This window comes from Spirosoma endophyticum (assembly GCF_900112365.1).
Lineage (GTDB): Bacteria > Bacteroidota > Bacteroidia > Cytophagales > Spirosomataceae > Spirosoma > Spirosoma endophyticum.
This window is the reverse complement of sequence record NZ_FOLQ01000001.1, coordinates 1,164,826-1,179,308: the sequence shown is the minus strand read 5'-3', so window position 1 is coordinate 1,179,308 and position 14,483 is coordinate 1,164,826. Positions and strand designations below refer to the sequence as shown.

The following is a 14,483-nucleotide window of genomic DNA, read 5'->3' as shown; positions in this document are numbered from 1 at the left end:
GACGCGCCAAAACGACATAAATATGAACTCCTAATTATATAATTTGCTGTGAATCAGTCAAAAGTAATTTTCTCTGACGGAGTAATAAGTCTTCGTCTGCCATCCCTGCCGCAATTCGATTGGCCAGTTGGTACTGCATGGAATCGGGCTGGATCGCCACGACACGACGTAACTCCTCAAATCGGGTGGGATTCAATGTATGCAATACGTAAAAGGCGGTTTCGGCCAGAAGCTCGTTTGACGAAGCCACATTGGCCACCAAAATAGCAGTTGGATCGGTTGCGTGCCAGTCCAGCAATGCGTGAACCGCCACGGCTTTCAATTCAGCCGATACGTTGTTGAAATCTTTATTGATGATGTCATGCAATCGCTCCTCGACCGACAATTGCTGCTGGGGATAGTTCACCGAACAGCGACGTAACTTTTCACTCAGGGGCATTTCGGCAAAAAGTGGCAATATCCGATCTTTCACCTCAGCAGGCAAGGCCGTATTAAGCAATTCGATAAGATAGCCCGTCATATCACTGTTTTTGTGCGTAATCAACTCGCCAATGACTTCATAATCCGTGTTACCGTAAAGGATAATGAGTAACGTAAATACTTTAGGGACGATAACCTCCTTTTCATGGTTAAGCGCTTGCAAAATGGGCGACTCCCTGTCGTAGGCTGGGGTCAGGTCCAGCCGCGACGCAGCCAGCCAGACCAGTAGCGCAATCTGTTCATCCAGTTGCAGCATAACCGTTGGCCGTTCGGTGCTCGTTACCCGGTGATGCAGGCGTTTCAGACCGTCAAAAATGGCATCGCGAACAACCTGAACGGGATAATTGATTCTGGGTCTCAAAAAACGCAGGGCAACCGGGCCGCCAATCTCACTTACTACGTTGGCTACACATACCTGATTTTTAGTTAGTTGGCCACTTTGATTGAAAAAACGGGTCAGGGCTGGAATAATCGGTTCGCCAACCCGTATCAGGGCCGCTTTGGCTGTGTTATGATAACGGTCCTGAGCCAGAAACTCAAGCAGGGATGGCCAGAGTTCCGGTTTCCCCAGGACGCCAGCGGCCAGCAGGGCCGCTTTCTTGACATCCGGGTGTTCGTCTTCCTGCAACAGGTTCAGCAAGTGAATATACGCGTAGTAGCGGCCCGATCCACCCAGTTCCCTGGCCGCCTGTATTCGGTCGCCTACATTCCTGGAAGCGGCCAGCTGGACCATAGCGTCAAAAGATGCCGACGTTGTGATGGAAGAGGTTTCATGTTGCTCAACCGCGATAACCTCGGGTCGGCTGCCCGCAATTTTGCTTCGAATAAAAGCCGCCGAGCGACTAACGGTTTCGCTGAGAATCGTTCCGTAAGCCGTTTGAATACGAAACGCGACCACCACCCATACTACAAGAAGTGGCAGAAAAAAATAGCTCAGGTGAACCATCGTAATGAAACTGAAGCTATTCAGAGCCAACAGAAACAGGCCGGGCAGAATGTTTCCCAGTGCTTTAGGACCGCCTTCGATGCTACTGGACAAGGCCGCTCGTTCGACGGTCGGAATTGGCTGAAAGAGAACCTGAAAGGCAGGATCACTGATCGATTTGCGGACGGCACTCATGAAAAAACGACTCAGGGCGATGAAGGCAAAAAAGAGCGAGGCTGTTCCGTAAAAGGTGCCGTATACGGAGGCAACGGTATAACTAAATAGCAGCGACAGCGGAAGCATGACAATGCCAACGCGAATGGAGTAGTTGGTAATGAGCCGGTTATAGAGAAAAGTTTTGATCAGTAGCTCAACGACTGCGCAGATACCAAAGAAGATACCCAGAAAGCTTGCCAGTACGTCTTTGCTGGGAAAACTGGCTCTGGACATCACGGTAAACATAAATTCAACGTAGACCAGCCCGGCAACGGGTAGCAACGACAGGACGTAGAGCAGCGAATAATAGGATTTGTTAACCCGTTTCTGGGTAGCCACAGGACTCGCTTTTGCGGTAGTCTGTTCTACCTTTTCGACCGATAACTGAGCACGAAACCGCTGATTGGTGATCACTGACATACCCATGCAGAGCAGTAGAAATAGCAGGGATATGAACAGTAATTGATCCGTCTGGATAAACTGCAGCAGAATGGGCACGGAGAAATAGCTGAGAATCGACGAAATAACGTCGCCCATGCTGATAAAGCCGAATAAGCGTTTGGATTGCTCCAGACTGAAAACTCGCCCGGCGGTAGACCAGAACGTAACACCATTGACGAATACAAACACCCGGTTCCAGATGAACAGCGTAAAGTAAATCCATTTATTAGGGGCACCCAGGCTGGCCAGAAGTAGTCCACCAACCGAGAGTACCAAAAACGACATTAGGAAGAAGTTCATCTGGGTGAACGACGTTTTCTTACGCAGTTTTTGGACCAGCAATCCTAACAGGTAGACAAAAGAACCGCCGGCAATGAACGCCCACGGAAGCTGGGAACGGGTGAAACTGACGAGAAACAGGGACGTAGTACAGGTATAAAATACCGCCGATGCTACACCCATAAACAGGGAATACAGCACAAACAGCAGTACGGTACGACCTTCGCCCGGCTGCATGTTGACTAGTTTATATACCTGTTTCATCTCGAACATACTATTGGTTCTTTTTTAAATCGTACGACATAAAAAACAAGGGCCAGTGCGGGCGTTCTGGCGTGTTATATAGCTCACAATGGTAGGTGAAGCCAATTTTTTTCAGAGACTCTACCCGATATTCCAGTTGCGTGGCGCCCACAATTACATCCAGATCCGACTGTATGGCATGCTCAACCCTGATCCGGTCTAGCGCATGGGCTAACCCTTGCCCCCGATACTGAGGATCAACGACCATCCGGTTAAAGGACGCAATGCTTTTATTAGTAAACTGCCCCCAGCATTCAGCGGGCAGCAGGGGAGCATAGGGCACCGTTTCCATCGTGGGGTGGAAGCTCATCCGGGCGGCTGCCACCACGATGTCATCTTTGGTAATGACCCAGTGCTGCGATTTTTTGTCGAGTGATTCAATGAGCGTTGGCCGGTCGAAATATGTCTTGTCAACCGCCGGTTCATTTCGCCAGGCACGCACACGCAACGAACCAATCTCGTATTCAAGATCTGAGAAAGGAACCTGCTCAAGGTGAAAATGTGCGTCCATCGTCATTGTAAGTGTTTCCATATCGTAAGGTTGTCCATAACATTCGACGTAACTGGCTTGCCGGATTTATGCCTATTTCTGGACTGATTCTTTGGGCGTTAGGGTGTAAAAAATCCCGAACGAAACATACCGACGATCCTGCGGATAGAAATTGGTATACAGCGTATTGTCGGCCTCCCGAACGCCGGGTACCGAGTAGTCGTTGTTTAGCAGATTATTGACTGATAGTTGCAGGTTCATGCCGCTTACCAGATTGTGATACGTCAGGTTACTGTTCATCACGAAGAAGGCCGGAAAAGTCTTCTGGGGATTGAAACTGCCTGATGTGCCCGCACCCGTCTTGCGGGCACTCACATAATTCCCGGACACGTAGAGGTGTAACTTCGGCAGGATCTGGTAATCGCCACCCGCGTTGACCATATAATCAGCCACATCGCTTAATCGTTGTTCGGTGTCCTGATCGACTGGGTTTGTATACGTGAAATTCATCCAGGCATTCACTCGGGTCGCTTTGTAATTAGCTTCGCCCTGAAGGCCCCAGATTTCGCGTCGGCCCAGGGCCTGAAACTGCTGCGTTGTTCCACCCGTTTCCAACTGTACCTGGGCCACGCCCACAGCGTTGCTATACGTAGCATAATAACCGACAATGTTGGCCGATAACTGCTTGGTGGCCTGGAAATAAGCACTCACATCCAGGTTCTTTACGCGCTCGGGGCTCAGTCCCGGATTCGTCAGGGTGCGGGTGGCTGTTGTTCCGTATTTCTGTAGAAAAGATGCATCTTTAAATGCTTCGGCGTAAATGGCTTTGAAAATGAACTTGCTGTAATTGTAGATGGCCGCAAACCGCGGATTGGCCACCGTGCCGTACCCGTTGTGCGAGCGAACCCGGTTGTTGTCGACCCGCACGCCACCCACCAGTTTCAGGTCTTTCGTCGGGCGGTACGTCACCTGCGAGTAAATGCCCATGTCGGTTGTTCGGAAGTTGTTGCCACCACCCAGGGCTGCATTGCTGACGACAGACCCGGTTTCGTCGGCATAGGGCCTTGTCGAGTTCAGGTAGTTGACCTGAATCTGACCACTACGTACCTCGATGCCACTGCTAACGTCCACATTGTAAGCAGGTGACCAGAACAGGCGTAGTTCGTTTCGGAGCTGGCTGGAAAGGCGGTACTGGTAAATGGCCGTTGCTTTCGGAATCGAATCTTTTGCCAGTTCCAGGAAGCTAAGTTTGCTGTTGTAATAGCCGTTGTAAGTGACGAGGTTGGTATTGCCATTGATTTCGTGCAGCAGGTACGACGAAATATTCACCAACTGGAACTTGTCGTTGAATGGCTTTGAATACGTAATGGAGAACGCCCGGTTTTGCGTAATCCAGCGGGGGCTGCCTTCGGTCGATAAGGTAGTTTTGTTCGTGTACCAGGGCGTTGCGCCTTCGTTTGTTTTCCAGTTCAGGAATGAAATCGTCAGGTCCTTGAATTCCAGCTTGGCCCGGATCATCCAGTCGTTTTTCGTATTGCTGAACCGTACCGGTTGCCCGTTGAACGTATTGCCAAATAGGTTGTTATCCAGTGTGGCGGCTTTCTGAGCGCCCTGTGGTGTGAGCGTCAGCGCCGTTGCCGTGTTAGTGCCGGGTGCATACGTAACATTGTAGAGGTTGCTGTTTGGGTAGCGGGTGAGCAATTTACTGTTGTTGAGGTAATTCTGCGCCCTGTAATTTCCGTTGGCGTCGGTGCCCGTTATGTCGAGTTGCCCCGTATAGTCGGCGGCCGTTCGGGAATCGAAATTCCATTGCGAATACCCGGACAGATCGCGCTCATCCGAATGAAATATCCGCCCGGTTATCGAGAAGGCCACATCCGAGGTACGTCCCCAGATCACGCCATCCATAAAATGCGTATTGAGGCCGCCCGCCCTGGCATTTGCAGTTACACCAATCTGGCGACTTGGGCCAGGTTGATCGCGGTAGTTTTTGGTGATGATGTTAATGACGCCCACGAACGCATTGGCCCCATAGAGCGTAGACGCCGGGCCAAAAATTACCTCCACCCGTTCGATATTCGACAGCGCATACTGCGGAGAAATGAGGATATGGTTAGAGACCAGATCATTCTCTTCTACGCCGTCAATGAGCATCAACGTCCGGTCGTTGGAAATGGAACGATAGCCGCGCTGGTAAAAATAGGAGTAGCCAACGCCGTTGCCCTTCATGACGTCGAAGCCCGGTAAATCGTGAAGGACCTGCTCAAGATCCTGATAGCCCCGTTGGGCAAAGTCTTTGCCGGTCAGCACCATGATCGTAGCCGGCACGTAAAGAATATTTTCCGCCTTTTTTGATACCGACGTAACCTGAACGATCTGCTCCTGCGACTCCCGAACGTAGCGAAACAAGGCTTTATAGCGCGGTGAGGCCGAAAAGTCAGGTTCAAAGGCCGGATTCAGGGTCAGTAGCTGGCTGATAGACTTCGAACTCTGTTGTAGTGAATCAATGGCCAGATACGTCATCGACAGGATCTTTAGCGCCTGCACGCGACCGGTTTCGCTGAATCCTTTTTCGGTACAGGGAGCCAGCAACGCAAAGACGTCGTCGAAGTTGCCGGTAGCGTACCGCTTCGTGGCTTCCGGAATCGCGATCGATTCATCACAATTTCCCTGCGCCACGGCAACCGTACCGAACAGGGTTCGAACGAGCAGACTACCGATGAACAGTATGTAGAAACGTGTATGCATAAATTCTTAAAAACTAGCTCCTCAAACCCAACTCCTCATTTTTCGTACGGGATGTCCTTCCCGATATACTTCGTCCACTCCTCGTCCGTCAGGCTACGTTTCACTTTTTTCGATAGCTCGTCGTACAGATCGGTGGTGTTCACGTTACGTATGCGAACGGTTTTGTCGGCCCCGCAGGCAATCAGGTTTTTGCTGTCGTTCGAGAAGCAAATTCCCATTACCCAAGCATCAAAATCGCTGATGACGATGGGCTGTTGCTGCTGCGCCAGGCTGCTGTAATCCCAGATATGAATGGACCAGTCGGCACTGCAACTGGCCAGTAATTTTCCATTGGGCGTGAATGCCAGATCATTAACCGTAGACGTATGCCGACCCGATAGTAAACTGCCGAATGGCTCAGGCTCATTATTTTTGAATCCCCAGGCATACACAAAACCCGCCTGGGTGCCGGTGATCAGCCGATCGCCACCAGGGCTAAACGTCAGGGCCGTCACCCGATTGCCAAACTCCCGTCGTGTGTAGACACTGGGTTCTTTTCTAAGACTGGCCAATTCGTACCGTAGCACCCGTCCGTTGTTTGAGCCGCAAATCAGGTACTTGCCGTCTTTGGTCAGGCTGGCGCAATAAATGGACGCCTTGGTCAGAACATCCTGCACCGGCGCCAATCCGTTTGCTGAGGGCTGCCAGATACGTATATGTCCATCATTACTGATCGAAATCAGTTGCGAATGATCGAGCGTAAACAGCAACATCTGAATCGGTACATTATGCGCCTGAGCCGCCACCGTTGGCATATCCGACTGGGCCGGATTCCAACTGTACAGCATGCCCTTTTCGCTACCGCCGTAAATCGTTTTGCCGTCCTTACTAAAGACAATACTTCGTACGCCATCGGTATTCCGTTTGGACGTACTCAGTGTAATGGGGGACTTTGCCGGATGACCGTACGACCATACTTTCACCGTCCCATCATCGCTGCTGGAAGCCACCATCTGTTCACCACCGGGTTGCATTACTACGTTACGTACTAAATCGTTATGCCCGCGCAGAACCGTTCGGGCGTCCGTAGCTTTCGCTAGGGCATTAAAAATATCCGGATTGTCGGACTGGCCACCGTTTCTTAGGTTTAATGTATATGCTTTCAGGGCTAATAATACGGGCAGATCATCCTGACCTGTTTCGTTCATCTGGTAGGATTGAATCGCGATGGTCCGGGCTATTGCTTTACTACGTTGCTGTTCGGCAAATTTCTGGGACGTAACGGCTTTACTACGTTGCGTTTCGGCATCTTTCTGGGCGGTTTCTGCCCGGTTCTGTTGCTGGAGTGCGTTCTTTCGGGCACCTTCGGCCTGTAGGCGTTGGGTCTCCGCTTCGGTACGGGCTTCTTCAGCGCGTTGCTTCTGGCTAACGGCCATCTGGCGGGCTACCTCAGCTTCCTGGCGCTTTTCTTCAGCCGTTTGCTGTTCCCGTACGGCAATGACCCGTTGCTCTTCTGTCAGCCCCTTTTGCTGCTCGGCGATGATCTCCTGCTGCTCGGCAATTTTCTTCTGCGTAACGGCTTCGCGGGTCTGGTTCTCGGCGCGTGCCCGCTCGAACAGGGCAATCCGTTTTTCGGCAAGGGCTTCTTCCTCACTTTGCTGCGCCTGCTTTCGCAGTACAGCTGAAACAATCAGAAACATCAGAGAAATCAAGGCCCCGATGCCCAGGAAAATGGCAAAATTGCGCGCTCGTTTCAGTTCCTTTCGCTGGCGGTCGTCTTTGTTCTGGATCGCGAAATCATGTTGATCGCGGCTATATTCCAGAAAATTGATCGCCCGTTCCAGGTAGGGATCATACCGATTGGCCCAGGCTTGTGTCGGGCGGTTTTCGGCCAGCCATTTCAGGCCAATCTGCAATTCTGGATTGGTCCACAGGCCGCTTTTGCCTTCGTGATACAAGGTCGCCGAATTGCTGATCTGTTTGTAGAATTTAGCCGATTCGGTCTCTTCCCGCACCCAGGTACGCAGCCGTTCCCACAGCACCATAATCCGTTCGTGGGAAATGTCGATAATGAGTGCCAACTCCGTCTGAATGGTCGTAGATGGTGTTAGAAACGCTACGTCTGGCTCCCGAAATCGATTCAATACGTCGATGAGCTGATCAGGGTCAATGCCTGTCAGCTCAATAAGGGTACGAACGGGTATGGGTTGAATGGCACTTGAATTACTTGAGCCCAGCACGAGCAAGGCTTTAAACAGTTTCTCGGCTATGAGTCGACTTTTATCACCCGGCAAATCGGCGTACACTTCTTCGGCATGCACCGTGATGGCCTTCTGCATGGTGCCAATGGCCTCATAATCACAAACCTCAATGGGCTCGTCGCCTTTTTTGTTAAACAGCCAGTAATTCCACGTACGCATTAGCGCGTGCTGCAGAATGGGCAGTTGATCCGATTTGCTACCCAGGTCTTTGAGTAGCCGATCCGTCAGGTCAGGAGAAATGCGCGCGCCCATTACGTTAATGGGCGTTGTGATCGCCTGCCGAATTTCCTCCTGATTCATTTTGGGGAGCAGGTAATAGCCCTTATTGATGGCTTCCGTCAGCCCTTCGTAGTCCGTGCAGTCATCCAGGTAATCGGAACGCATGGTGAGGACTACGTAAACCGGGTATTCCTGTCTACGGGTAAAATCCAGCATCAGATCAATAAACCGGGCGACTTCCTCCCGATTATCCTCTGCCTGATGGTAACGAAACAGCTCCTCAAACTGATCGATGATAATCAGTAGGTTAGCGTCTTTGCACCAGTTCATGAGTGCATCAGGGTCCGTTAACAGCAGCGTCTCGACGGAGTCGGGCGAGACGTGTGCTGCAAACGTATGATCCCGCTCACTAAATGCCTGATGCAGGGCGCGGGCCATGTTCCGGATCGGCGTTGCCTCCGGATTGAAGAACGCAATCTGCCACCTAGCAAAGGCCGACGCAAGCAGCCGATTTTCGATCAATTGCGGGATAAGACCCGCTTTGACCAACGACGATTTGCCGCTACCCGACGACCCGATAATAGCTAAAAAGCGGGAATTCGTCAGCCGATCCCGCAAGTCACGAATCTGATTGTCGCGCCCAAAGAACAGATACGAATCCTTAAGCTCAAAACTCCTTAATCCGGGAAAGGGATTGGTATAGGTAACCTTGTTGTAGACTTCTGTCATAGCGTCCTCCCGAATCGTTTTCTCAAAGTCACAACCCGCTGGTATTATGCGTCCCCAACCTTGACAACGAAAATATTTCGATTGCGCTGGTTCGCGAATTCGTAACGAAATTTATCAACGGCATTGATAGTCAAATGAATGCCCATACCTCCAATAGGTCGTTCTTCAAGCGGTTTGTTGAAGAATTCTTCCGTGGGTAATGTATGCTGTAATGGATCGAACGGGGGGGCGTCGTCTTCCAGAGTTACCTCAATCTGATTGTCCCGGTGGTCGATCTGCAGGTCAATCACGCCCGACTTGTCATTTTCTTCATAGCCGTGCATGATGATGTTGGTTGCGATTTCATCAATGGCCAATAGGAGGTTGTATGTCGCTTTTTTAGACAATCCAACCCGCTGCGACTCTTCTTTTACCTCCTGCCGGATACCCTCGAGCGAATCGAGGGTACCCGGAAACGTTTTGCGTTCCATCGTAGTAGGATTGAAAATGGATACTAACCCGGATTACTGCAGTGGGAGCTAATTCGCTTTAACTGTGGCTAGGTTTACTGCCGAAGCAGTGAAGTTTACTTATCAGTACCGTTCTTTAACTGTGCCACAGCCAGGCGAATACGCTCCCACCGGGCCGAACCCAGAGGATTCGGCCTTAAAGGTACTGATCCACGATATTGACGCTGTGCTGAAGGCCCGTTTTCTCGAGCGTTTCCAGAACCGATTCCTGGGGCTTCACGATGTAGATAGCCAAGTTGGTACCCATTTTCTGCTTGGCGAAAATCAGGACGCGCAGTCCGGCCGACGAAATAAAGGTGAGGTTCTCAACGTAGAGAATCAGCTCATCCGGCGATCCGGTTGCCAGTTTCTCAATTTCCTTCTGAAACTCACGGGCCGACAGCGAATCGATTTCGCCCACCAACGTGATCTTGGCAATTTTTTTGGCTTCTGAGAGTATGTGAAAACTCATTGTAAGGCTTGTTTTTAACGTGAAATTTTTGGGTTACTTACCAATCAGCACCACCGTACTACGGGCGCCGACCAGAAATTCATGCTGATTTTCGAGCAGCGGTTCCTTCCCACCATCGAAGCTATCGTTCGGAGCAGGTACGTCCGTATTACTAACCAGGTACCATTTTTTCTCAGCTGGCAAGCCAGGTAATTCGAAATGGAGTCCTTCCCAGTACATGTTTACAGCCACATAGACCATGACGTCTTTAACGATCCCTTCTTTGGCATGATCGCCATCGAGCAGGAAGGCAAACGCCCGGCTGGATGCCGATTGATCGACGCTCCAGGCTTTGGTGCCGTGGAAACTGATGTCGGGGTAGCCGCTGCCGACGTAATCCCAGTACCGAAAATGGACGGGGCTACGCAATACGGGGTGATCATGCCGGAACCGGATGATGCGCCGGGCAAAGTTGAAAATGTCGGCGTTGGTTTCTTTCGCAGACCAGTCCAGCCAGTTCAGTTCGTTGTCCTGACAGTACGTATTGTTGTTTCCCTTCTGGGTGCGCCCCACTTCGTCGCCCATCAAAATCATGGGCACTCCCTGGCTGACCATCAATAAGGTAAGCGCATTTTTGAGCTGTTTGTGCCGCAGAAAGTTGATATCCGGATCGTCCGTTTCGCCTTCCCAGCCACAGTTCCAGGAGTTATTGTCGTTGGCGCCGTCGTTGTTGTTTTCGCCGTTTGCTTCGTTGTGCTTGTTGTTATACGCAAACATGTCGTACAACGTGAACCCATCGTGGCACGTAATGAAATTGATGCTGGCGGTTGGCCCACGCTGGCTGTACATATCCGGCGAACCGATGAGTCGCTGAATCATCTCGCTAACCAGTCCGGGGTCTCCTTTGAGGAACTTACGCATCGTGTCACGGTATTTCCCGTTCCACTCAGCCCAGCGGCCATAGGCGGGAAACGAACCGACCTGATACAGACCGCCCGCATCCCAGGCTTCGGCAACCAGTTTGCACTTGGCCAGAATAGGGTCGTAGGCCAGCGATTCCAGCAAAGGCGGATTGCTCAGCGGAGTGCCATCGGCCGACCGGCCCAGAATAGAGGCCAGGTCGAACCGGAACCCATCAATGTGGTAATCGGCCGCCCAGTAGCGCAGACAGTCGAGCACCATGTTACGTACCACTGGGTTATTGCAATTCAACGTATTGCCGGTACCGGAGAAATTGAAATAGTAGCCCTCCGGCGTCAGCATGTAATACGTCTTGTTGTCAATGCCCCGGAACGAGATTGTGTGTCCACGCTGATCGCCTTCGGCGGTGTGGTTGAACACTACGTCCAGCATCACCTCAATGCCGTTTTTGTGGAGTTCCTTAATGAGCGTTTTCAGTTCATCGACCTGCATGCCGAACTTGCCGGTGGCGGCATAGCCCGCTTTGGGCGAGAAGAAATTCACCGTGCTGTAGCCCCAGAAATTAACCAGCACTTCGCCCGTTGTCGGGCTTGGACGGCTGTTTTCCCACTCGTCGAATTCGTAGATCGGGAGTAGTTCGATGCAGTTGATGCCCAGCTCTTTCAGGTACGGAATCTTCGCCCGAATGGCGCTGAACGTACCGGGATTCTTAACGCCTGACGATGGGTGTTGGGTGAAGCCCCGAACGTGCATCTCGTAGACGATCAAATCCTCCGCCGGTGTTTCGAGCGGGTGGTCATTTTCCCAGTCGAAATCTTCGAAAGCCAACCGGGACCGATAGGGGTATACATTATCCCAGTTCGGTTTGGCCAGCCACGTATCCCGACCGCCAATGACTTTGGCATAGGGATCGCTGAGAATTACTGATTTGTCGAACCGGTATCCCTGACCGGGATCGAACGGGCCATCCATCCGATAACCGTATTCGAGCCGTTCGTAATCCAGCTCAAACACCGTCATGCTGTATACGTTCCCGATGCGAAATTCATCGGGAAACGGAATTTCGGCAAATGGCTGATCGGCGCCCCGTTCAAACAAAACCAGGGTACAAGCCGTAGCCGCACTGGAAAAAATGCTGAAATTCACGCCATTGGCAACCATCGTTGCCCCGAATGGCAGCGAATGTCCCCGACGGAATTTAATACCCTCGTGCTCGTGTGTCGGGTAATAATCAATCCTGTTCGATTCGGTCATGACTAAGCGGCTTTAAGAATGTCGATGCCTTCCTGCATAGTGTCGGCCGTACTGAAGAAGGACAGAAATCCGGTATTGGCCATAATGTCCTGAATTTCTTCGGACGTGCCTACCAGAACCACCTTTCCACTTTTGGCTTTCACCTGCCGATAGATCATCAGCAAAACCCGCAGACCGGCACTCGACAGGAATTCGACGTTCGTTAAGTCGATGATTACTTCTTTCTGCCCCTGAACGGCCGCCATGGCGGTGCGCTCAAATTCAGGGGCAGTTTTACTATCAATACTGCCGGATGCCTCAATAACAATAATGGAGTCAACCGTGCTGGACGTTACGTTCATACCTGTATAGGGTTAATTGGGTAGATTACTCTACCGGAGTGATCAGTACTTTCACGCGCACCTGCTTATCGGTATCGGGCAGTTTTACGGTCAGTGCCTGGGCATCGAAATCTGTATAGGGTTGATCGTCAATGAAACATTCGCTGATGTATATGCTGCCTTTTGGCAGAATGTCCGGGGATACGTACAGGATATTATCCTTGAACGAATCGGGGTACGGCTTGAAGTAGAAATACGTCGGCTTTTTGGTAATCAGCAGGTTCGTGTATACTGTTGACAGGTAGCACAACTCGGTGCTGTGGTAGGCACTCATCGAGTGGCTGCCTTTGAAGCGCTCGTTGCCCATCAAATATGGCATCCCGTTCGAGAAGACGTTGAAGTAGACACCACCGTCGTCGGTATCGAGGAAGAACGCGTTGTAGAACGAAGCGGCTTCGCGCGCCTGTTTTTCGTAATCCTTGTCGTCTAAAATGCCATACAGTATCATGTAGGCAAGAATCGCCTGTTCCTGCTGCCACCACGCTTTGCGATCGTGCCACACAAACTGGTGACGCTTGCTGCCGGGGATTGTTTTTCGTTCCACTACGTCATACCAGCCACCGCGCTGCTGGTCGGAACCCGCTTCGGGCATGAGTTCGGCGATTTTCTTGGCGAAGTCCAGATATTCCTGCTTGGGTGTCAGCGACTGCATGCGCATCAGGTTCCAGGCAATTTTGAGGTTGTGCCCCACAACCGCCCGGTTCTGTTGCCAGCCCCAGGTCTGGTCTTTGCTCCAGTCTTCCATGAATTTCTCCTGCACAAACGGACTGTTGTCGTAATCAGGGAAATACTTGGTGATGGTATCGAAGGTATATTCAAGGAAGTCGGCGTATTTCTTCTCACCCGTAGCCAGGTACAGGTTGATCAGGTACGCGGGCGCGTGGTCACCAACCGAGTTCCAGTTTTTACGGGCGCGGTTATGAGCCAGGGATTCATCGCGTGGATCGAGCCCGATGGGATCAATGTGCGAGAAATAGCCTTCCTGTTCTTTGTCTTTGTAATACATCTCGAAGAGGTCGATGGTCTTCTCGATGTCGAACAGAATCTTTTTGTCGCCAGTGATGCGGAAGGTCTGGGTAGGTCCAGCCAGGGCATAGATTTGCTCATACATCGGGATGGAATAATAGTCATCGCCAAATTCTGAGGTCAGCAGCTTGGTTTCCTTCGCGCCATCCAGTTTCAACCCGTGGTACCAGTAAATGAGGTCGGCATCCTGATCGAAGAAGCGCATATGCTCGCGCAGGTATTCGGTTCCTTTTTCGGCACCTTCCAGATACGCATCGTTGCCGGTGAGCATGTAGGCCGAAGCAAAACCATAAATCATGCGGGAGATCGTATCCGTTTCCTGCAAAAAGTCGCCTTTTTTTGCACCGGCCAGGTGCAGCATGGTCCGATATTTACTGTAGTCGATTTCCTCTTCAGGGTAATTGAACTGCCACTTGAGGTAGCTCGACGCGATGGAACTGATCTGGTGAATCCACCAATCCTGCCCTTCATGCCGATACTCCAGCGGATGGTGCCCTGGGAAGATCATCCATTGTACTTCAAATACAGGTTCTGAGGTGTCGATACCCGGATAGAAAGATCCATAGGCATGAATGTACTGGCCTTTTTGGGAAAGCATTTCGAACATCACACCCGTAGCGTCCTGATACGGTTCGTCCAGGTTGCGGGCTGAGCGGGCATAGGTAGATGCAATCAGAAAAGCTTTGAATTTACGGCCGTCCGACGTTTCAAGGATGAATGCTTTTTCGGATGGAATAAACTCAACAACGTAGCCCGAAATGGTATCGGAAAAGGTGAAGTCGATCCGCATGTTGGCGGTTTTCGTGGCGGAAGATTGCCCATCGGCACCCGGCGCAACACTTGTAATATCGGTTTCCATGAATGCTATTTTGATTTAAGGTGTAAAATCGGTT

Annotated in this window: 9 protein-coding genes; all 9 read right to left on the bottom strand. The window is 51.2% G+C overall.

The features are described 5' to 3' along the window. Nucleotides 1-34: 34 nt before the first annotated feature. The 9 genes from BM202_RS04685 to BM202_RS04645 all read right to left on the bottom strand — a co-directional run bounded on the left by BM202_RS04685 (nt 35) and on the right by BM202_RS04645 (nt 14,449). On the bottom strand, nt 35-2,614 hold the full coding sequence (locus BM202_RS04685; RefSeq protein WP_093823392.1) for a HEAT repeat domain-containing protein: 2,580 nt from the start codon (nt 2,612-2,614) through the stop codon (nt 35-37). Nucleotide 2,615: 1 nt separating this feature from the next. Continuing rightward, nucleotides 2,616-3,176, bottom strand: coding sequence for a GNAT family N-acetyltransferase (locus BM202_RS04680; protein WP_093823391.1), 561 nt, complete (start codon nt 3,174-3,176; stop codon nt 2,616-2,618). Nucleotides 3,177-3,227: 51 nt separating this feature from the next. Continuing rightward, complete coding sequence (locus BM202_RS04675) at nt 3,228-5,882, bottom strand: TonB-dependent receptor plug domain-containing protein (RefSeq protein WP_093823389.1); 2,655 nt, start codon at nt 5,880-5,882, stop codon at nt 3,228-3,230. Between the two features lie 35 nt (nt 5,883-5,917). After that, the gene (locus BM202_RS04670; protein ID WP_093823387.1) at nt 5,918-9,070 is read right to left on the bottom strand and encodes an nSTAND1 domain-containing NTPase; all 3,153 of its coding nucleotides are present in this window, start codon (nt 9,068-9,070) and stop codon (nt 5,918-5,920) included. A 44-nt stretch (nt 9,071-9,114) separates the two neighbouring features. Next, on the bottom strand, nt 9,115-9,540 hold the full coding sequence (locus BM202_RS04665; RefSeq protein ID WP_093823385.1) for an ATP-binding protein: 426 nt from the start codon (nt 9,538-9,540) through the stop codon (nt 9,115-9,117). Between the two features lie 175 nt (nt 9,541-9,715). Continuing rightward, nucleotides 9,716-10,030 (bottom strand): STAS domain-containing protein, encoded by a 315-nt coding sequence (locus BM202_RS04660; protein ID WP_093823383.1) that lies wholly within the window; start codon nt 10,028-10,030, stop codon nt 9,716-9,718. Between the two features lie 33 nt (nt 10,031-10,063). Beyond that, nucleotides 10,064-12,184 (bottom strand): glycogen debranching protein GlgX, encoded by a 2,121-nt coding sequence (gene glgX, locus BM202_RS04655; RefSeq protein ID WP_093823380.1) that lies wholly within the window; start codon nt 12,182-12,184, stop codon nt 10,064-10,066. A gap of 2 nt (nt 12,185-12,186) precedes the next feature. Then, a complete protein-coding gene (locus BM202_RS04650) occupies nt 12,187-12,525 on the bottom strand; it encodes an STAS domain-containing protein (protein ID WP_093823378.1) in 339 nt (112 codons plus the stop codon). Nucleotides 12,526-12,550: 25 nt separating this feature from the next. Next, nucleotides 12,551-14,449 (bottom strand): AGE family epimerase/isomerase, encoded by a 1,899-nt coding sequence (locus BM202_RS04645; RefSeq protein WP_093823376.1) that lies wholly within the window; start codon nt 14,447-14,449, stop codon nt 12,551-12,553. Between the last annotated feature and the right edge of the window lie 34 nt (nt 14,450-14,483).

Excerpts from the sequence above, each read along its gene's own strand:
- BM202_RS04685 (WP_093823392.1), bottom strand. The coding sequence starts at position 2,614 with ATGTTCGAGATGAAACAGGTATATAAACTAGTCAACATGCAGCCGGGC.
- BM202_RS04680 (WP_093823391.1), bottom strand. The coding sequence starts at position 3,176 with ATGGAAACACTTACAATGACGATGGACGCACATTTTCACCTTGAGCAG.
- BM202_RS04675 (WP_093823389.1), bottom strand. The coding sequence starts at position 5,882 with ATGCATACACGTTTCTACATACTGTTCATCGGTAGTCTGCTCGTTCGA.
- BM202_RS04670 (WP_093823387.1), bottom strand. The coding sequence starts at position 9,070 with ATGACAGAAGTCTACAACAAGGTTACCTATACCAATCCCTTTCCCGGA.
- BM202_RS04665 (WP_093823385.1), bottom strand. The coding sequence starts at position 9,540 with ATGGAACGCAAAACGTTTCCGGGTACCCTCGATTCGCTCGAGGGTATC.
- BM202_RS04660 (WP_093823383.1), bottom strand. The coding sequence starts at position 10,030 with ATGAGTTTTCACATACTCTCAGAAGCCAAAAAAATTGCCAAGATCACG.
- glgX (WP_093823380.1), bottom strand. The coding sequence starts at position 12,184 with ATGACCGAATCGAACAGGATTGATTATTACCCGACACACGAGCACGAG.
- BM202_RS04650 (WP_093823378.1), bottom strand. The coding sequence starts at position 12,525 with ATGAACGTAACGTCCAGCACGGTTGACTCCATTATTGTTATTGAGGCA.
- BM202_RS04645 (WP_093823376.1), bottom strand. The coding sequence starts at position 14,449 with ATGGAAACCGATATTACAAGTGTTGCGCCGGGTGCCGATGGGCAATCT.